We start from the raw sequence: 19813 nt of genomic DNA, 5'->3' as shown, positions 1-19813 counted from the left end.
GGCCGGTATTGTTCAGCGGTTTGCCTTTGCGCCTTGGACCGGTTCCGGGTCGCCACATCAAAGTGTTTGGCAAAATGCTGACCGCGTAAGATACGCCCAACTCCGTCATGCCCGCGCGCAGACGCGAGTCGTTGCCATAGGCTGTATCCATCAATGCGACGCCACGTGGCAGGCCGGCTTCACATGCCCGACGTATCTGCTCCAGCGCGATCTCCGGTTTGGTTTTGAACTTGACGTCCTTCGGCACACCCGCCTTCTTCCGCCGTGCGCGGTCCTTGGTCCAATCCTGCGGCAAGTACAGCCGATAGGCCACTGGCAGGCTGCTGGAGTGGTTGGCAATCGATAACGACACCGTTACCTGGCAATTGGCCTGCTTGCCGAGCTGGCCGCAATATTGGTGGTGCACGCCGACCGAATGCTTGCCTTGCTTGGGGAACGCCGTGTCGTCGATGATCCACGCTTCGATCGGCCCATCCTTCTCGATCGCCGGCAACACCATCTCGCGCACCTTGGCCAGCACCTTCTCGTCCGACCAGGTCGCGACACCGACAAAGTGCAGCAGCGACTGATGCTGGGCCGCCGTCCGCGCTGGAGCCGTCTTCGCCGCCATCGGCTCGACGCTCTTGCGCTCACCGGGCAGTATCAAACCGGTGCAATAATCGCGCAGCGGCCCAGCTCGGTCCGCGTGACCAATGACGCTCGAAAGCCCCTCAACATACGCCGCAAAGCGTGCTTCGCTGCCCTTGAGATTCATCTGGCCCTCCATCTGCCAAAATCTGAATCTCTTCAATTATTTGATTCTCAGACCCGACGCCTGCGGCCTTCTGACTCAGTAGTACTAACCCACCCTACATGACTGCCGAGGAGTGTGACGTGCAATGACCCTGGTGCAATGGACGAAGGGCTACTCGCAAGCTGAGCTCGACAGCGCCCAGCATCGCTTTGGCCTGGTGTTTCCGCCCGATCTAAGGACCCTCTTGAGGGAGAAGCGCCCCGTCGAGGGGCACGACTGGACCGACGAGGCTGCGATGCGGCGAGCCATCGACCGGCCCGTTGATGGACTTCTCGATTCCGTCGAGAGAGGCGCATTGTGGTGGCCGGAATGGGGACAGCGCCCCGTTACCAAGCCTGCGCGCGAGCAAATCCTGCGGGACGTGGTCGCTCGCGCCACAGACTGATTCCGTTGCTCGGTCATCGATACCTGCCCGAACAGCCGCATGAGTCCGGCAACCCGGTATTCTTGATCTTCTACACCGATGCGATCTACTACGGCGCCAACTTGAACGACTACTTCGAGAGGGAATTCAACTGGGCGTGCGGCTAGTCCTGGCCGGGCCGGCCGAGGCCAAAGGAGATCAAGTATATTCCCTTCTGGTCCGACCTGGTGGAGCGCTTCGCGGAGAACAACAATCGGCCCACGTGAACACCCCGCGCGTACAGGATGGTCGCAGTTGTCGTCCCCGCGCGCGACTGGCGACGGCCTCTGTTGCGGGATTGTTGCTGGATCGATCCTTTTCGACGCGAGGCACGGCGCACCCGATAAATCGCGGCGGCCGTATGGCGGCGGCCTGTGACATTTAGGCTTTTGCATCGCGGCGCCGACCGATAGAAGCTGGTCCGCAACGACGTCGATCGCTGGTAGCATGAATCTCTCTGCCCCCTTTATCCGGCGTCCGGTCGCCACCACGCTGCTGTCGCTTGGGCTCGTGGTGGCGGGGGCGATCGCATTTTTCAAGCTGCCGGTCTCGCCGCTGCCCGATGTCGATATTCCGACCATCCAGGTGCAGGCGACGTTACCCGGTGCCAGCCCTGCCGACGTGGCCACCACGGTCGCAAGCCCGCTCGAGCGGCACCTCGGCCAGATCGCCAGCGTCACCGAAATGACCTCGGTGAGCTCGCTCGGCTCGGCCCGCGTCATCCTGCAGTTCGATATCGGTCGCGACATCAACGGCGCCGCGCGCGACGTCCAGGCCGCCATCAATGCGGCGCGCGCCGACCTGCCGACCAACCTGCGCAGCAATCCGACCTACCGCAAGTTCAATCCGGCCTCGGCGCCGATCCTGATCTACACCTTGACGTCGGATACCCTGGTGCCCGCCCAGCTTTACGACGCGGCCTCGACCGTGCTCGCCCAGAAGCTATCGCAGGTCGAGGGCGTCGGTGAAGTCTCGGTCGGCGGCGGATCGCTGCCCGCCGTGCGTGTCGAGCTGATCCCTCCGGCGCTTTTCAAATACGGCATCGGCCTGGAGGATGTCCGCGCCGCGCTCGCCGGCGCCAATGCCCACAGCCCGAAGGGCGGCATCGACGTCGGAAGCCAGCGCTACCAGCTTTATGCCAACGACCAGGCGACGAAGGCGGACGACTACAAGCCGCTGGTCGTCGCCTACCGCAACGGCGCGGCGGTGCGCCTCACCGATGTCGGCGACGTCATCGATTCCGTGGAAAACGTCCGCACGATCGGCCTGTCCAACGGCAAGCCCGCCGTCGTGATGATCGTGTACCGGCAAGCGGGCGCCAACATCATCCAGATGGTCGACCGCGTGAAGGCGCTGATGCCGCAGCTGCAGGCCTCGGTGTCGCCCGCCATCGACGTCACGCTCGCGGTCGACCGCTCGAAGACGATCCGCGCGTCGCTGCGCGACGTCGAGATCACGCTCCTGATCGCGGTTGCGCTCGTGATCCTGGTGGTGTTCGCGTTCCTGCGCAACGCGCGGGCGACGCTGGTGCCGGTCGTGGCGGTGGCGGTGTCGCTGATCGCGACATTCGCCGTGATGTATCTCATTGGCTACAGCCTCGACATCTTCTCCCTGATGGCGCTGACGGTGGCGACCGGATTCGTGGTCGACGACGCCATCGTCGTGCTGGAAAACATCACCCGCCACATGGACGCCGGCATGGCGCGCATGGAGGCCACGCTGCTCGGCGCCTGCGAGGTCGGGTTTACCGTGCTGTCGATGAGCGTGTCGCTGATCGCAGTGTTCGTTCCGATCCTGCTGATGGGCGGCCTGGTCGGCCGCCTGTTCCGCGAATTCGCCATGACGATCACGATCGCGATCGTGATCTCGCTGGTGGTCTCGTTGACGACGACGCCGATGATGTGCGCAGTACTGCTGCGCGACGAGCGCGGCCGGCCGCATGGGCGGATCTACCGGATCAGCGAGCGCATCTTCGAGCTGATGCTGAGCGGCTATCAGCGGACGCTTGCGATCGCGCTGCGCCATCCGTTGCTGGTGATGCTGATCCTGGCCTCGACGCTATACCTGAACTTCCATCTCTATGCGATCGTGCCGAAGGGCTTCGTCCCGCAGCAGGATACCGGACTGTTGATCGGCTCGATCCAGGCCGATCAACACACCTCGTTTCAGTTGATGCGCGAGAAGCTCACCCGGTACATCGACATCGTCAAAAGCGATCCGGCGGTCGACACCGCCGTCGGCTTCACCGGCGGCGGCGGTGCGGGTCCGGGCGGCGCGACCAACACCGGCACGGTGTTCGCATCGCTGAAGCCGATCGGCGAGCGCAAACTGCGCGCCGATCAGGTGATCGAACGATTGCGCGAGCCACTGGCGACGGTGGCGGGCGCCACCCTGTTCCTGCAATCGATCGGCGACCTCGGCGCCGGCGGGCGTTCCGGCAATGCGGCGTATCAATACACGCTGCAGGGCTCGACATTCGAGGAGCTCAACGAATGGACGCCGAAGCTCGTGGCGGCGCTGCAGAAGGAGCCGACGCTTGCCGACGTCAACAGCGACCAACAAAACAAGGCGCTGCAATCCAACCTGGTCATCGATCGCGATACCGCAGCGAGGCTCGGGATCTCGGTCAGCCAGCTCGACAACACGCTCTACGATGCCTTCGGGCAGCGACAGGTCTCGACGATCTTCGTCGCGCGCAACCAGTATCATGTGATCATGGAGGTGGCGCCGCCCTACTCGCGGAATCCGCAGACCTTGAAGGAGATCTATATCTCGACCACGGGCGGATCGGCGAGCGGCTCGCAGACCACCAATGCGGTGGCCGGAACAGTCGCCTCGTCCTCGCAGAAGAGCTCGATCAGTTCGGTCGCGGCCAATGCGGTACGCAATCAGGCGACCAATTCGATCGGCGCCACCGGCAAGGGGGTCGCCTCGACCGGCACCGCCGTCAGCACCAGCCAGGAGACGATGATTCCGCTGTCCAGCGTGGCGCGATTCGAGGAGGGCGTGACGCCGCTCGCCGTCAACCACCAGGACCTGCTGGTCGCCAGCACCGTGTCCTTCAATACCCCGCCGGGCGTCTCGCTGAGCACGGCGACGACGACGATCGAGACGACGATGCGCCAGATCGGTATGCCGACGGGCATTCATGGCGCATTTTCGGGGGCGGCCAAGATCTTCCAGCAATCGCTGGCGAGCGAGCCGTTCCTGATCCTCGCGGCGCTGGCGACGATCTACATCTCGCTCGGCATGCTCTACGAGAGTTACGTTCACCCGCTTACGATCCTGTCCACGCTGCCCTCGGCCGGCGTCGGTGCGGTGGCGGCGCTGCTGCTGTTCCATACCGAGTTCGACATCATCGGCGCGATCGGGGTGGTTCTGCTGATCGGCATCGTTAAGAAGAACGCCATCATGATGATCGACTTTGCGGTCGATGCCGAGCGTCAGCGCGGGCTGTCGTCGCGCGAGGCGATCTTTGAGGCCTGCGTGATGCGCTTCCGGCCGATCATGATGACGACGCTGGCAGCGCTGTTCGGCGCGGTGCCGCTGATGATCGGCATGGGCGAGGGCAGCGAGCTGCGCCAGCCGCTCGGCATTGCGATCTTCGGCGGGTTGATCCTGAGCCAGATCCTGACGCTCTATACCACCCCGGTGGTCTATCTCTATCTCGACCGCGCCAGACATTGGCGCCAGCGACGACGGGCCGCGCGCAGCGCGGGATGACGACAGATCAATGTCCCTATTCGGAGGGACAGACGGCACCGGCGAAATCAATTATGCGAAACCGGACAGACCGGCTAGTTTGGACCGGACAACAAAAAAGACCTTCCCGGGAGGATGTGCAATGAAGCTGGCTGTTGCCGGACTTTGGATCGCCGCGAGCACTGTGCTGCTGGCTTCGCCTGCGAATGCCGACATCAAGGTCGGAATCGTGGTGTCCGCGTCCGGACCGGGCTCGGCGCTCGGCGGGCCCCAGATGCGCGCGATCTCGGCGCTGCCGAAGGAGGTCGGCGGCGAAAAGATCGTTTACGTCACGCTCGACGACGAATCCGATCCCACCAAGGGCACCCAGAACGCCCGGCGTCTGGTGATCCAGGACGGCGTCGACATCCTGATCGGCTCCTCGCTGACCCCTGTGACCATGCCGATGCTCGACGTCGCGCTGGAATCCAAAACGCCGATCATCTCGCTGGCGGCGGCGACCGCGATCGTACAGCCGATCGATGACCGCCGCAGATGGGCCTTCAAGGTGGTGCCCAACGACGATTTGATGGCGGCGGCGATCCTCAAATACATCGCGAAATCCGGCATCAAGACCCTCGGCTATATCGGCGTGTCGGATGGCTATGGCGAAGGCTATTACAAGGAAATCTCCCGGCTCGCGCCGACGCTCGGGCTCACGGTGACGACGCATGAGGTTTATGCGCGCGCCGACACCAGCGCCACCGGCCAGGCCCTCAAGGTGCTGGGGACCAACCCGGACGCGGTGTTCATCGCCTCCGCCGGCACGCCGGCCGTGTTGCCGCAGGAGGCGCTGCGCGAACGCGGCTTTGCCGGCAAGATCTTCCAGACCCACGGGGTCGCAACGGAAGAGTTCATCAAGCTCGGCGGCGCCAACGTCGAGGGCGCCGTGTTCACCGGGGAAGCCTTCACCATCGCCGACGATCTGCCGCCGAACGATCCGTTCCGGCAGGCACGTGACGCGTTCGTCTCGGACTACGAGAAGGTCAACGGGCAGAAGCCGAACATCTTCGCCGCCCATCTCTGGGACGCGATCTCGCTGTTCAAGCGGGCGGCGGCGAGCGCGTTGAAGACCGCCAAGCCCGGCACGCCGGAGTTTCGCGCAGCACTTCGCGACGAGCTGGAGCGCGGCAAGGACATCTATCTGAACAACGGCCTCTCGACCATGAGCCCGACCGACCACAATGGCTACGACGAGCGTTCCGCCTTTCTCATCAAGGTCGAGGGCGGAAAGTTCAGGCTGGTGAAATAGCGCGCCGCTCGGCGGACTGCTCACGCAAGCGGTACAGCGCCAGTCGGCGGCCGACGGCGTACGCGCCTCTCATACCGATATGACTTGCCGATGTACTTGCGCGGCGAATTTCGGATCGCTACGGCTGCTCTTCGTCCTGTATGCGCCCGCCGGAAATCGAGAGTAAGTTTCTTGCAGTCCCGCCCCGTCGACCCCAATTTAGGCGGCACGTCCGCGCCCTTGAGCAAATTCGGACACGAGAGGCACGGCGCGGCAGGCTTGCAACAGCTGCGCGAGGCCACCACCGGTATCTGCAACGTGATTCCGTTGACCGCGGAGGATGATTTCTACCTGTCCTCGACGATGCTCATGAGCGGCGACGCCCTGCTGGTCGACAGCTCCACATCCGCGCTGGAATATCACCGGACGCCCGCCCGCGGCAATCTCGATCACTATCACATCGCGCTTTGTCTTGCGGGCGAAATGGGCTTCTCGTCGGGACGGCGCGACGTTACATTGCGGCCGGGCGATGTCTGCCTGCTCGACATGGCGCAGCCGAACCGCACGGTATTGACGGCGGAGCGCGGCCGCAGCCGGACGATGGTGCTCTTGCAACGAGGTCTCCTCGCGCCGAAGCTGGCACATCCGGACTCGGCGACGGCCGTCTTCCTGCCGGCCAGCCACCACCACGCGCGCCTGCTGGCAAGCTAGTTCTCTGCGTTTTGGGAGCAAGTGGCGCCGAGCGCCGAGGCCCTCGCCGCGACGATCGAGGCAATGGCCGACATCATCGCCGGGGTTGCCGGCCGCGCGGCGGATACGGAGGGCGACGTCGAGCGCGCCGAGCACCATCTGTATCGCGCGATGATCAAGCGCTATATCGCGGCCAATCTCGAGACGCCGTCCCTGTGGCCGACGATCTCTGCCGTCGTTTTGAACTTTCGCGGGCCAGCCTGTACCGGTTGTTCGAAGCAGATGGCGGCCTGGCACGCTACATCCAGGAGCAGCGGCTCGATCGCGCCCTGAGGCTGCTTGTGTCGCCGAGCTCGCGAGGCAACCGCCTGATCGACCTTGCCCTCGACCTTCAGTTCAGCAGCGATTCCAGCTTCGTCCGCGCATTCCGCCGGCATTTCGGCATAACCCCGGGCGAGGTCAGGGAGTTGTCGGAAACCTGGCTGCGCGAAACGGGGGCGGTGCCGGGACCTGACGATCTGCTTCAACTCATCGCCCGACGTTGAGAGCTGGCGCTCAGCGGGCCAGCCTAACCCTTTGCCCGGCTCGCCACCCCGCCGAACAATTGCGCCTGTTCGGCGCGCCCGGCCTCGACAATGCGGTTGGTGGCGGTTTCGATCTGCTCGCGCAGGCGTTTGAGGAATTCGTCGCGCGGCAATCCCGGCGGCAACGGATCGAGGAATTCGACGACCAGCGTCCCGGGATAGCGCATGAAGGTGCGGCGCGGCCAGAACAGCCCGGAATTGAGCGCGACCGGCAGGCACGGCACGCCGCTCTCGACATAGATCTGGCCGACGCCAGCCTTGTAGTTCGGCGGTGCGCCGGGCGCGGTGCGCGTGCCTTCCGGAAAGATGATGAGCTGACGGCCGCGCTTCACCTCGCCCGCCGCGCGCTTCAGCGTCTTCAGCAGCGAGCGCGGACCGCCGTCGCGCTCGACCGAGATCATGCCGGCTTTCTTCAGGCACCAGCCGAACACCGGGATCATCATCAGCTCGCGCTTCAGGATGAACAGCGGGCGATCGAAAAAACGCACCAGCGCGAAGGTCTCCCAGAACGACTGGTGTTTCGAGGCAATAATCAGCGCGCCCTGCGGGATCTTCTCCATGCCGCGGAACTCGATCCTGATGTTGCAGATCACGCGCATCAGGAACAGGCTGACATGCGCCCACACCGCCTCCAGCCCCATCACTCCCCATCGCGGCAGCAGCAGCGTCGGGATCGCGACGACCATCAGCAGCACCAGCACGATGTAGAACAGCACGTTGAAGACGAGCGAGCGCAGGAAGATCAAAGCCATCTCAAAGACTATCCTCTACGAGGTCACCGTCATTCCGGGGCGCGAAGCGAACCCGGAATCTCGAGATTCCGGGTCTGGTGCTCGCGCACTATCCCGGAATGACGGTGCCTGATACATCAATTGGCCAGCGCCGTGGTCGGACGGCGCGGCACGGCCGCCGGCTCGCCGAGATCGGAGGTGAGATCGAGGCCGACATCGGCCAGCCGAACCCGTACCTCCGCCGCGACATATTTGGCGTATTCCGATAGCAGCAGACGGAACGTCGCGCCACTCGTCCACCAGGGTTCGTCACGCCATTTGTCGCCGACCACGGCGAACGGAATCAGCGTCACGTCGGGCATCGCATGCGACAGTTCCACGATCGCCCGCGGCATGTGGTAGTTAGAGGTCACCACGATCAGCGATTTGAAGCCGCGCTCGCGCACCCAGCGGCGGGTCTCCGCGGCATTGCTGCGGGTGTTGACCGCCGAGCGGTCGAGATCGACGCAGCAATGCATCAGCTTCTGGCTGTCCGGCAGCGAGCGCGAGATGTCGCTGGCCTCGTTGGTCGGATGCACACCCGAGATCAACAGCCGCTTGCCGTAGCCCGCGGCCAGCAATTCCATCGCATCCGACACCCGCGAGGAGCCGCCGGTCAGCACCACAATCCCGTCGGCCTGATGCGGCGGATCGGTCTCGACGCCGCGCAGTTGCGAGAGAAAGCCGACGAAGCCCATGGCCGCGACGACGAAGGCCAGCGCCAGCGACGTGACCACGGTCGCGCGCAGCCAGCCCCGCGGGCGCGCGGCTCGGCCGTTCGGCGACGTATCGTCGGTCTGCGAACTCATGTGATGCAGCGGTCCTTCCCCGGTGCCAATTTTAGAGCATGATCCGGAAAAGTGGAAACCGGTTTTGTTGCCGTCACTCGATGTCATCAAGAGTCGCAAACAGGGTGCGCCGCGACGCCCATGCGGTGATGATGGCGATCAGCGCCGCCTGCGCGGCCAGCGCTAGATAGCCCAACGGACGCAGCGAGAACGTGCCGAGCAGCGCCGCAAACTGGTCGCCCACCGGCGTGCCGGAGAACCAGTTGGCGATCGATTCGGAGAAGCCGAACGCCAGCATCGCCGCGCCGCCGCCGATCAGCCCGCCCTCGAAACCGAGCCTGAGGAAATGCCGCAGGAAGCGGTTGGCGATATAGGTGTCGCCGGCGCCGACGAAATGCAGGACCTCGACGATCGGGCGGTTGGCCGCCATCGCGCCGCGCGTGGCGAACGAGACCGAGATGATGGTGGCGATGATCACGAGAATCAGGATGCCGATGCCGGCGAACACGGTAGCGCCGGTCATCGAGCGCATGCGCTCGATCCAGGCGCGGTGATCGTCGACGCTTGCCGACGGCGCCGCCTGCGTCACCCGGGCGCGCAGCGCGGCGAGATCGAGCGTCGTGCCGGGCTGCACCCGCGCCACGATGACGCGCGGCACCGGCAATTCGTCGATCGAGAGCCCGCTGCCGAGCCACGGCTCGAGCAGCTTGGCCGACTCCTCCTTGCTGAACGGTCGGACCTCGAGGATTCCAGGCTGCGCGCGCATCGCATCCACGGCTGCCTGAGCGTCGCGATCGAGGTCGCGGCCAGCCGAAGGCCGCACCTGGATGGTGATCTCGCTCGAGACCTCCGATTGCCATTCGGCCGCCGACGCGCTGACCAAGAGCACGGCGCCGGTCGTGATCGAGGCAAGGAAGGTCATGATCGCGACCACCGCGACCAGCGCGCGGCCGGAGATCGAGGCGCGCGGCACAATCGGCGACATGTTGCGCGCCGTGGCCGGGACCTGCGGGCGTTCGCGCCCGAGATCAACCAGCGAGACCTGCTCGTCGCCGTTCCTACTCATAGATGTGCAGCCGTCCCTGATGCAGCACCAGCCGCCGCGCCTCGTATTGATCCATCAGCGTGATATCGTGGGTCGCGATGATGACGGCGGTGCCGGACTTGTTGAGCTCGATGAACAGACGCAGCAGGCGGCGCCCGAGCGTCGGGTCGACGCTGCCGGTCGGCTCGTCCGCCAGCAGCAATTGCGGCCGCGAGATCACCGCGCGCGCAATCGCCGCGCGCTGCTTCTCGCCACCCGACAGGATCGGCGGCAGCGCGTCCATGCGTTCGCCGAGGCCGACCCATTTCAAAAGGTCGATCACCTCGCGGCGATAGCTGGACTCCTCGCGGCCCATCACGCGGAATGGCAACGCGACATTCTCGTAGGTCGTCATGTGGTCGAGCAGGCGGAAGTCCTGCAGCACGATGCCGATCCGCTTGCGCAAATCGGCAATCTGATCCTTGCCGAGCAGCGAAACGTCGTGGCCGAACAAATTGACCAGCCCGCGGGTTGGCCGCATCGACAGGAACAACAGCCGTAGCAGCGAGGTCTTGCCGGCGCCGGACGGCCCGGTGAGGAACTGGAACGAATGCGCCGGGATCATGAAGGAGAGGTCGCGCAAAATCTCCGGGCCGAGCCCGTAGCGCAAACCGACATTTTCGAACCGAACCAAGCGCTAGCTCCGTGCGAGAGGGGCGATCGCCCAAAACCCTGCACAATGGGCCCTGAGACCAGCGAACCGGCCGCAAACTGCACAAAAGGGTTGTGCTTCGGTTATGGTTTCCGATTCGTTAACGGTCGCTCTGTAGCATCCGGGCAGAGACACGGTGGAGATAGGGCTCCATGCACATCGTTTGCCCGCATTGTACAACATCCTACGCCATCAATCTGGCCACCCTGGGCGACGCCGGACGAACCGTGCGCTGTTCCCGCTGCAAGGAGGTCTGGCTGGCGCGGCCGGAGGATGCGGTCGACGCCGCGATGCCGGCGATGGCCGGCGCGAGCCAGTCCGCCGGCTCCGACGCCGCCGCCGAATGGGAGGCGATGGCCCGGGAGGACGACGGCGGGGAGGCCCCCGTGGTCGACAGCCCCTCGATTTCGGCCGACTGGCCGGAGGGCCAAGATGCTGCCGGCGCCGACTGGCCGGCGGTGGCCAAGGAGGATGCCGAGGCCCATCTCGACGCCAGTGCCGCCCATGATTCGGCCGGGGCCAAACGCCGCTTCCGGCTGCCGAGCCTGTTCCGTCCGAACCTGTTCCGGCTGCCGTCGCTGCCCCGAATTCCCTTCATGCCGGTGATCGGCACCCTGCCGACCACCTGCGCGGCAATGGCCGCGCTGATCGTTGCGCTGTTCGTCTGGCGCAACGATGTGGTGCGGCTGCTGCCGCAGACGGCGCTGTTCTACAAGATGGTCGGGATCGAGGTGAACCTGCGCGGGCTTGCATTCAAGGACCTCAAGATCACCAACGAGACCGTCGACGGCAAGCCGGTGCTTGTCATCGAGGGCATGATCGTCGGCCAGACCCGCAAGGCGGTCGAGCTGCCGCGGCTGCGCTTCGCAGTCCGCGACGCACAAGGCGCCGAAATCTACGCCTGGAACGCGGTGCTGGAGCAGGCGGCGCTCAATCCCGGCGAACAGGCCTTCTTCAAGTCGCGGCTCGCCTCGCCGCCGCCCGAAGGCCGCGATATCGACGTACGTTTCTTCAACAAGCACGATCTCACCGGCGGCCGCGCCTAAGGCGCGGCGCCGCTGGTCCGGGTACCAACCGTCATGCCGCGTGTCCTGATTGCCGACGACGAAGACTCGATGCGCACGCTGGTGGCACGCGCCATCGCGATGGACGGCCACGAGATCGTCACCGCGCAGGACGGCGCCGAAGCGCTGGAGCTGCTGACGCGCGACGAGGGCGCGTTCGACCTGCTGCTCACCGATATCCAGATGCCGGTGATGGACGGCATCGCGCTGGCGCTCACTGCTGCGCGCGACTTCCCCGACTTGAAGATCCTGCTGATGACCGGCTTCGCCGATCAGCGCGAGCGCGCCTCAGGCCTCAATGCGATCGTGCATGACGTGGTGACAAAGCCGTTCTCGGTGGCCGACATCCGCACCGCCGTTGCGGACGCGCTGGCGGCGAGGAAGATGTAGCGCCCAAGCGGCCTGACACACACAAGGTGTCATACCCCGCGCATGCGGGGTATCCAGTACGCCGAGGCTTCTCGATTCAATCGCTGGCGTCTCTGGAATACTGGGCGGATTCAGCCGGGCGATGACAGCCTGAGTGGGCGGCTGACCTCAATAATCCTTCAGCAGCCGCTCGATGTAGTCGAGTTCGATCTGCGGGCGCGACGGGTCGGCGAGGCGGCGGCGCAGTTCCTCGAGAATGCGGCGCACGCGCTGCACGTCGATCTCGCCGGGAATCTTCACCGTGTAATCGTCGCCGAATTCGCGGCCGTGCAAGGGACGGCCGAGCGGATCGGTCTGGCTGCCGCCGCTCTGCTGGCGGCCGGCGCGGTTGCCGGGGCCATCGCCGGGCTGGTCGCCATCGCCCGGCTGCATGGCATCGGCGAGGCTCTGGGCGCCCTTGCGCAGCGCGTCCAGCGCTCTCCCTTGCGAATCCACCGCGCCGTCGGCATTGCCCTCGCCGAGCCGTCCGCCGGCGTCGCCCATCGCGGAATCGGCCTGATCGAGGCCGTCTTCGTCGCCGCTCTGGTCGCCTTGCTCGGCCCCCTGCTGGCCTTGTTGGCCCTGATCGCCCTTCTGGCCTTTCTGGCCGCGCTGATCCGGTCCCATGCCGCGCTTGGCGAGTTCGTCCTGCAGCTTCTTGAGCCGGTCGCGCAGGCCCTGCTGGTCCTGCTGCAGGTCGGACATCGACTGGTCGCCCTGCTTGCCACGCATGCGGTCGCGCCGCGAATCCTGGCCCTGCTTGTAGGTCTTGTCGCGCAACTGCTGCTGCTTGCGAATCATGTCGCCGAGCTCGTTGAGCGCTTGTTCCATGTCCTGGTCGCCCTGCTGGGGCTGCGCCATCTGCAGGTTCTCGAGCATCTGCTGCATCTGCTCGAGCAGCTGCTTGGCAGCCTCCTTGTCGCCGGATTTGGACAGACGCTCCATGCGATCGAGCATGTTCTTCAAGTCGTTCTGACTCAACATCTTGGTGTTGGGATCGAGCGGCCGAGCCAGCTGCTGCGGGTTGTTGCGGAATTGCTCGGCGAGCTGGCGCAGGAAATTGTCCAGCGCGGCGCGCAGATTGTCGGTGAGCTTCTTGATCTCCTCGTTGGTCGCGCCCTGCTCCAGCGCCTGCTTGAGCGCGTCCTGCGCCGCACGCAGCGCCTTGTCGACGTCGGTGATGTTGCCGTCCTCGATGGTGACGGCGAGCGCCCACATGCTCGCGACCACCTCGCGCAGCTGGTCGTCGGTGCGCGCCGCCTCGAGCTGCCGGGCCACGCTGTAGAGGCCGAGATAGTGGCCGGTCTCCGGCGTGAACAATTCGGGCGCGATCATCAGCGCGTCGAGCGCGGTGAAGACCTGCGAATTCTGGTTGGCGTCGAGCGCGAGAATCCGGCGCTGCTCGATCAGCGCGCGCGCCAGGGGCTTGGTGAAGAGGCGCTCGGGCAGCCGCATGTTGAACGGCTCGCTCCTGCCCTCATTGCCGGCCTCATCCTTTGCCATCAGCGTCAGCGTCACGTCGGCGCCGGCGTAAGGGTCTTCGCTGAGGTCCTTCACCATCTGGCCGACACCGTTGCGGGTGCGGGCGTTCGGCAGCACCAGCGGGAACTGGGGCGGATCGAACAGCGGACGCGTCTCGGCGGTCTTGGTGGCTTCCTTGGCGGCGTCGCGGCTCGGATCCTTCTGAGCTTCCCCCGGGCGGAGCGCGACCTGCGCGCGGGCTTCGGTGACGCCGTAATCGTCCTCGAGCTTGTAGGACAGCTGCATCGCGCCGCGCGCCTGCCGCTCCGGATCCTTGGCGAGCGCGATGGTCGGCGGGCGGTCGGGGCTCGCGGTGAACTTCCACAGTGGCTGGCCGGCCGGGGCGCGGACATGCGCGGTGCCGTCGCCGGCAATCTTGAAATGCCGCTCGTTAGTGCCCTTGGGCGCCTCCTCGCTCGGCGCAATTTCGGTCACGCTGCCACCGACGACGACGTCGATGGTGCCGCCGCTGGAGCGCACCAGAAGCGTGGAGCTGGCCGGAACCGCGAGCGGGCCATTGTCGGCCGCCGTGGCATCCTTGTTGGCGTTCGACAGGATAATCGGCGGCTTGCCGGTGTAGTTCGGCGGCGTCACCCAGGCGTCGACCCGGATGTTGGCCGGCGCCATGATGCCGTTCCAGTCGAAGGCAGAGGCGATCCGCAGGCCCCGCTCGTCGCCGGCCGCGACATAAGTTGCCACCAGCATCACGATGACAAGCGCGCGCAGCGCCCACGGATCGTGGATCGAGAGCTTCGGCTGCGGCAGGCCGGCGCGGATCCGCTTGATCGAGGCCAGCGTGCGCTCGCGCTGCGCCTGCCACAGCGCGCGGGCGAACGGATCCTGCGTCGTCAGCGTGTCGGAGAGCGTGGTCGCCGGACGATGGCGAATGCCGGCGCCGCGGTCGAGCCGGCTCAGGCCCTCCTCACGGGTCGGCCAGCGGAAACGGAACAGCGGCGATAGCGCCGCCAGCGCGGCGAGCGCAAACAGGGCGGTGCCGGCCAGTCGTACGACAAACGGCAGCACCTGCCACAACCCGGCCCAAGATGCGACCAGGAACAGACCGGCGACCGTCAGGAATCGCGCCAGATGCGGCCACGCCCGTTCCCATGCGATCGATAACTTTGCCCGCTGCAGAGCCTGCGTCAGCTTCAGCCGCGCGATCGCATCGCTATCGGTCACGCCACGTGACGGGTTCTCTGATGGGTCGAGATTGGCGCCGCTCAATCAAATCTCCAAGTCGCCGGCAGGTCAGCCTAGCACAACGGCGGCATCGAGGCACCCGTTTCGGCGCGTAACCCACACCGGGAAATACGCATAACACGAAGGCGTGACTGCGGCGGTCCGACCCCGTAACGTCCCGGATGAACCAACCATCGCCTTAACCTATGAGGAAACGTCATGGACCAGAAGACGCACGACAAGGGGCTCGAGATCCGCAAGGCGGTGCTCGGCGAGGCCTATGTCAACAACGCGCTGAAGAACTCCGACAGCTTCAACAAGCCGTTCCAGGAGCTCGTCACCGAATATTGCTGGGGCGCGGTGTGGGGCCGCGAGGAACTGCCGCACAAGACCCGCAGCATGCTCAACCTCGCCATGATCTCGATCCTGAACCGGCCGCACGAATTGAAGGCGCACATCAAGGGCGCGCTGACCAACGGCGTCAGCCGCGACGAGATCCGCGAGATCTTCATGCAGGTGTCGATCTATGCCGGCATCCCCGCCGGCGTCGACAGCTTTCGAATCGCGCGCGAAGTGTTCGCCGAACTCGATAACAAGGCCTAACAACAGCCGTTTGCGCCGTCATTGCGAGCGAAGCGAAGCAATCCATAGCGCCACAAGCTGAGGCATGGATTGCTTCGTCGCTTCGCTCCTCGCAATGACGCAAGGGAAAGAAGAACACCATGGACATCGGATTCATCGGCCTCGGGAAAATGGGCCTCCCGATGGCGCGCCGGCTGATCGAGGCCGGCCACAAACTCACCGTGTTCGACACCCAGAAGAACGCCGTCGACAAGCTCGTCGCGCTCGGCGCCGAGGCGGCATCGTCACCAAAGGACACCGCCGACCGCGTCGAGACCGTGATGGCGAGCCTGCCCTCGCTGCAGGCCTCGCTCGAGGTCGCGACCGGCACAGGCGGCGTGATCAAAGGGACGCGCGTCAAGCGCTTCATCGATCTCTCCACCGTCGGCTCGCAGATGGCGGTGAAGATTCATGATCTCCTGGCAAAGCAGAACATCGTGCAGATCGACAGCCCGGTCTCCGGCGGTGTCGGCGGCGCCGAGAAGGGCACGCTGGCCGTGATGGTGTCGGGGCCGAAAGCCGATTTCGAGCTGGTGAAGCCCGCGCTCGACGTCATCGGCAAGGTGTTCTTCATCGGCACCAAGCCGGGCTCCGGCCAGACCATGAAGCTTGCCAACAACTTCCTCTCGGCGACCGCGATGGTCGCGACATCGGAAGCGGTGGTGATGGGCGTGAAATCGGGCCTCGATCCGGCTGTCATGATCGATGTCATCAATGCGGGCTCGGGGCTGAACACCGCGAGCCGCGACAAGTTCCCGCGTGCCGTGCTGCCGCGCACCTTCGACTTCGGCTTCGCCACCGGGCTGATGGTGAAGGACGTGCGACTTGCGGTGGAGGAGATGCGGTCGCTCGGGCTCTCGATGGAAGTGGCTGAGGCGGTCGGCCGCATCTGGGAAACCATCATCCGCGACCAGGGGTCGGAGTCGGATTTCACCGAAGCGATCAAGCCGATCGAGAAGGCCGCGGGCGTGATTGTCGGCGGCGGTGGAAAGGGCAGCCACGCTGCCAAGTAAATACTCGGATCGCCTCCCTTGTGGGCCTCTGACGTCTTCGCGCGAGTTCATCCTTGAGTTGTGATCCTGGTTAGCTATCCTGCCGGTCCCACAACTACAAAAAATCAGGGAGGACAGAATGAGGCGTCATCGACCCACTCTCGTCGGCGCGACCATGGCCCTGTTTGCCAGTGTCGCGATCGGAAGCTCGCCCGCGGCGGCGACGCCGTGCACCAATCTCCAATCCTTGCAACTGCAGTACGCCACGATCAATTCCGCTGTCGACAACACCACGGGGACCTTTGTCGTCCCCGGCTCCAGCCCAATCACCGGCCTTCCGCCGTTCTGCCGGGTCACCGCGACCCTGACCCCGAGTTCCGATTCCAGCATCAAGATCGAGGTCTGGCTGCCCGAGGGCGCGTGGAACGGCAGGTTCCTCGGCACCGGCGGCGGCGGCTTCCAAGGTCAGATCACCTACACCGAGCTTGCCGCCGGCATCAAAGCCGGCTTTGCCGCGACCAACAGCGATCTCGGCACCGGATCCTCGGGCTGCAATCCGCTGTTCTGCGGTTCAAGCGGCAACATGGGCAACGCGCTCGCCATTGACTTCGGCGATCCGACGACGCCGTCGACCGGACTGTTCGGGCATCCCGAGCGGATCAAGGATTTCGGCTTCCGGGCGATCCACCTGATGACCGTGCACGGCAAGGAGATCGCTAACGCGTTCTACCAGAAGCGGGCGCAAAGGGCCTATTTCGCCGGCTGCTCCACCGGCGGCCAGAACGCCCTGATGGAGGCGCAGCGCTTCCCCAATGACTATGACGGCATTCTCGCGGGCGCCGCAGCCTTCAACCGCACCCACCTGCACATGGCAGGGCTTGCGGGCTGGCAGAACACGCATGCGAGCCCCGGCCGATTCATCCAGGCCGGCCAGATGACGCTGATCAATCAGGCCGTGATCAAGCAGTGCGTCGGCCAGGACGGCGGCGCCAGCACCGACCAGTTCCTGACCGATCCGCGCGACTGTCGCTTTGATCCAAAGGCGCTGCTGTGCACCGGCGGCCAGCTTCCGCCCGCATGCCTGACCGCCGACCAAGTCACGACCATGCAGAAATACTACGCCGGCACGATCGACCCGGTGAACGGACAGCTCATCAATCCGGGCTCCGAACGCGGCAACGAAACCGATGACATACTCGCGCTCGGCCTGGCGTTCCAGGAGCGACTTCCCGAGCCGGCCTTCGACGGCCTGTTCTACTGGGTGTTCGGACCGAGCTTCGGCTACCCTGCAAGCCCGGTCAATTTCGCGAACTTCGACTTCCACCACGCCGTCGACACCGTCGACGACCAGCTTGCGGCCGTGCTGAACGCGACCAGCACCGATCTCGGTGAGTTCCGGGAACATGGCGGCAAGCTGTTGATGTACCATGGCTGGGCCGACCCGCTGATCCCGTCGCAGAGCAGCATCAACTACTTCAATGCGCTGGTCGGGAACGACGGCCGCGGTTTCCAGCAGGCCGGTTTCTTGCCCGGTGGCAACCCGGCGCTGCAGCGGACCCAGACCTACGCCCGGCTGTTCATGGTGCCGGGGATGTACCACTGCTCCGGCGGACCCGGCCCCAACACGTTCGACGCGCTCACGCCGCTGGTCAACTGGGTTGAGACCGGCGTCGCGCCGCAAACCATCGTCGCGACAAAATTCGTCGCCGATACGCCGCCCGCGGTTCAGATGACCCGGCCGCTCTGCGTCTTCCCCAAGGTCGCGAAGTACAACGGCAGCGGCAGCACCAGCATTGCGGCAAACTTCACCTGCATCGTCGATGAGAACGACCACAACCAGACGCCGGCGCCCAAATACGGGCCGTGAGGCGTGCGATGCCGGCGAATAACAACTGTCGTCCCGGCCAAAGCCGGGACGACACCGAGAATGTTGCGGGTTCAGCGTGTCACAGCCACGGCGCGGGCTTGTCCATCGCGATCAGCGCGTCGACGTCGATGCGCGGGCGGACGATCGCGTACTGGTCGTCCTTGACCAGCACTTCCGGCACCAGGGCCCGCGTGTTGTAGGTGCCGGACTGCACCGCGCCATAGGCGCCGGCGGTCATGATCGCGAGGAGATCGCCGGCCTTCGGCTGGGGCAGCGTGCGATCGAGCGCGAGATAATCGCCGGTCTCGCAGACCGGCCCGACCACGTCGGCGATGATGGTCGGCGTGCCCTTGGCCGGCGCGCGCACCGGCAGGATGTCATGATGCGCCTCGTACAGCGTCGGCCGGATCAAATCGTTCATCGCGGCGTCGATGATGACGAAGTTCTTGGCATCGCCCGGCTTCACGTAGATCACGCGGGACACGAGGATGCCGGCATTGCCGACGATCATGCGGCCCGGCTCGAACATCAGCGTGCAGCCGAGATTGTGCGTCACGCGCTTGACCATCGCGGCATAGGCCGCGGGCACCGGCGGCGCGGCGCGATCCAGATGATAGGGAATGCCGAGGCCGCCGCCGAAATCGACATGCGAGATGGTGTGGCCGTCGGCGCGCAGCGTCTGGACGAACTCGGCGAGCAGCCGGAAGGCCGCCTCCAGCGGTCCGAGATCGGTGATCTGGCTGCCGATATGCACGTCGGTGCCGGTCACCTCGATGCCTGGCAGTTGCGCCGCGCGCGCATAGACCTCGCGCGCCCGCGCCAGCGGAATGCCGAACTTGTTCTCCGACTTGCCGGTGGCGATCTTGGCATGCGTGCCGGCGTCGACGTCGGGATTGACGCGCACCGAGATCCGCGCGGTCTTGCCGATCTCGACCGCGAGCCGCGACAGCAGATCGAGCTCGGGCTCGGACTCGATGTTGATGCAGAGGATGTCGGCGGCGAGTGCGGCGCGCAGCTCGCCCTCGGTCTTGCCGACGCCGGAGAACAGTATCTTCGAAGGCGGAATGCCGGCGGCCAGCGCCCGCTTCAATTCACCGCCGGAGACCACGTCGGCGCCGGCGCCGAGCTTGGCCAGCGTGCGCAGCACCGACTGGTTGGAATTTGCCTTCATCGCATAGCAGACGAGGGTATTCTCGCCGGCGAAGGCTTCGGTGAAGACGCGGTAGTGGCGCTCCAGCGTCGCCGTCGAATAGCAGTAGAACGGCGTGCCGAGGGCTTCCGCAAGCCCGATCAGATTGACCGCCTCGGCGTGCAGCACGCCGTTGCGATAGTCGAAATGGTTCATGGTTCGCTCGATGGCGTTTTCAAACGACGTGGGTCCGGTCCGCGTCGGGACAACGCGTCAGGCGAGGGCCGGAGCGGCGG

General features: G+C 65.3%; 19 protein-coding genes. 12 read left to right on the top strand and 7 right to left on the bottom strand.

Translation table 11 applies throughout. The annotated features are described in order from the left end of the window. The coding region (locus UP10_RS34350) for an IS701 family transposase (RefSeq protein WP_044591622.1) at positions 1–766 on the bottom strand (766 nt) is incomplete at its 3' end. A 112-nt stretch (positions 767–878) separates the two neighbouring features. On the opposite strand from UP10_RS34350, the gene UP10_RS45530 reads away from it, so the two are divergent. The 7 genes from UP10_RS45530 (at position 879) to UP10_RS46080 (ending at position 7403) form a co-directional block, all read left to right on the top strand. After that, positions 879–1178 (top strand): hypothetical protein, encoded by a 300-nt coding sequence (locus UP10_RS45530; RefSeq protein WP_050043934.1) that lies wholly within the window; start codon positions 879–881, stop codon positions 1176–1178. A 5-nt stretch (positions 1179–1183) separates the two neighbouring features. Next, a complete protein-coding gene (locus tag UP10_RS45525) occupies positions 1184–1324 on the top strand; it encodes a hypothetical protein (protein ID WP_197086969.1) in 141 nt (46 codons plus the stop codon). A gap of 319 nt (positions 1325–1643) precedes the next feature. Next, on the top strand, positions 1644–4919 hold the full coding sequence (locus tag UP10_RS34340) for an efflux RND transporter permease subunit (protein ID WP_044591621.1): 3276 nt from the start codon (positions 1644–1646) through the stop codon (positions 4917–4919). A gap of 121 nt (positions 4920–5040) precedes the next feature. After that, entirely contained in the window at positions 5041–6189 is a 1149-nt protein-coding gene (locus tag UP10_RS34335; protein ID WP_044591620.1) for an ABC transporter substrate-binding protein, read from the top strand. A gap of 171 nt (positions 6190–6360) precedes the next feature. Further along, positions 6361–6879 (top strand): AraC-like ligand-binding domain-containing protein, encoded by a 519-nt coding sequence (locus UP10_RS46090; RefSeq protein WP_245322074.1) that lies wholly within the window; start codon positions 6361–6363, stop codon positions 6877–6879. Between the two features lie 63 nt (positions 6880–6942). After that, the gene (locus UP10_RS46085) at positions 6943–7191 is read left to right on the top strand and encodes a hypothetical protein (RefSeq protein WP_245322076.1); all 249 of its coding nucleotides are present in this window, start codon (positions 6943–6945) and stop codon (positions 7189–7191) included. After that, complete coding sequence (locus UP10_RS46080; protein ID WP_245322073.1) at positions 7074–7403, top strand: helix-turn-helix transcriptional regulator; 330 nt, start codon at positions 7074–7076, stop codon at positions 7401–7403. The genes UP10_RS46085 and UP10_RS46080 overlap by 118 nt, the downstream gene beginning before the upstream one ends. A 23-nt stretch (positions 7404–7426) precedes the next feature. Here UP10_RS46080 and UP10_RS34320 read toward each other — a convergent pair whose 3' ends face one another. The 4 genes from UP10_RS34320 to ftsE all read right to left on the bottom strand — a co-directional run bounded on the left by UP10_RS34320 (position 7427) and on the right by ftsE (position 10718). Further along, positions 7427–8194, bottom strand: coding sequence for a lysophospholipid acyltransferase family protein (locus UP10_RS34320; protein WP_044591618.1), 768 nt, complete (start codon positions 8192–8194; stop codon positions 7427–7429). Between the two features lie 116 nt (positions 8195–8310). Next, a complete protein-coding gene (locus UP10_RS34315; RefSeq protein ID WP_044591617.1) occupies positions 8311–9021 on the bottom strand; it encodes a YdcF family protein in 711 nt (236 codons plus the stop codon). A 73-nt stretch (positions 9022–9094) separates the two neighbouring features. Further along, positions 9095–10066: a cell division protein FtsX gene (locus tag UP10_RS34310; RefSeq protein WP_044591616.1), complete on the bottom strand. Its 972-nt coding sequence runs from the start codon at positions 10064–10066 to the stop codon at positions 9095–9097. Continuing rightward, positions 10059–10718, bottom strand: coding sequence for a cell division ATP-binding protein FtsE (ftsE, locus tag UP10_RS34305; protein WP_044538151.1), 660 nt, complete (start codon positions 10716–10718; stop codon positions 10059–10061). Before ftsE ends, UP10_RS34310 begins: the two co-directional genes overlap by 8 nt. Before the next feature lie 170 nt (positions 10719–10888). On the opposite strand from ftsE, the gene UP10_RS34300 reads away from it, so the two are divergent. Together UP10_RS34300 and UP10_RS34295 are read left to right on the top strand one after the other, a co-directional pair. Beyond that, positions 10889–11782: an MJ0042-type zinc finger domain-containing protein gene (locus UP10_RS34300; protein ID WP_044591615.1), complete on the top strand. Its 894-nt coding sequence runs from the start codon at positions 10889–10891 to the stop codon at positions 11780–11782. A 33-nt stretch (positions 11783–11815) separates the two neighbouring features. After that, entirely contained in the window at positions 11816–12190 is a 375-nt protein-coding gene (locus UP10_RS34295; protein ID WP_044591614.1) for a response regulator, read from the top strand. Positions 12191–12337: 147 nt separating this feature from the next. On the opposite strand, the gene UP10_RS34290 is transcribed toward UP10_RS34295, so the two are convergent. After that, positions 12338–14953 carry a TIGR02302 family protein gene (locus tag UP10_RS34290; RefSeq protein ID WP_044591613.1) on the bottom strand — a complete coding sequence of 872 codons (2616 nt, stop codon included), beginning with the start codon at positions 14951–14953 and terminating at the stop codon, positions 12338–12340. A 174-nt stretch (positions 14954–15127) separates the two neighbouring features. On the opposite strand from UP10_RS34290, the gene UP10_RS34285 reads away from it, so the two are divergent. The 3 genes from UP10_RS34285 to UP10_RS34275 all read left to right on the top strand — a co-directional run bounded on the left by UP10_RS34285 (position 15128) and on the right by UP10_RS34275 (position 18388). Then, positions 15128–15511, top strand: coding sequence for a carboxymuconolactone decarboxylase family protein (locus UP10_RS34285; protein ID WP_044591612.1), 384 nt, complete (start codon positions 15128–15130; stop codon positions 15509–15511). A gap of 119 nt (positions 15512–15630) precedes the next feature. Further along, positions 15631–16542 (top strand): NAD(P)-dependent oxidoreductase, encoded by a 912-nt coding sequence (locus UP10_RS34280; protein ID WP_044591611.1) that lies wholly within the window; start codon positions 15631–15633, stop codon positions 16540–16542. A gap of 118 nt (positions 16543–16660) precedes the next feature. After that, positions 16661–18388, top strand: coding sequence for a tannase/feruloyl esterase family alpha/beta hydrolase (locus UP10_RS34275; protein ID WP_044591610.1), 1728 nt, complete (start codon positions 16661–16663; stop codon positions 18386–18388). Between the two features lie 79 nt (positions 18389–18467). Here UP10_RS34275 and lysA read toward each other — a convergent pair whose 3' ends face one another. Then, positions 18468–19733 carry a diaminopimelate decarboxylase gene (gene lysA, locus UP10_RS34270; protein ID WP_044591609.1) on the bottom strand — a complete coding sequence of 422 codons (1266 nt, stop codon included), beginning with the start codon at positions 19731–19733 and terminating at the stop codon, positions 18468–18470. Between the last annotated feature and the right edge of the window lie 80 nt (positions 19734–19813).

The sequence above is a fragment of the Bradyrhizobium sp. LTSPM299 genome (assembly GCF_000938235.1).
Classification (GTDB): domain Bacteria; phylum Pseudomonadota; class Alphaproteobacteria; order Rhizobiales; family Xanthobacteraceae; genus Bradyrhizobium.
The sequence above is the reverse complement of the archived record's forward strand: the minus strand, read 5'-3'. Positions and strand labels throughout refer to the sequence as shown.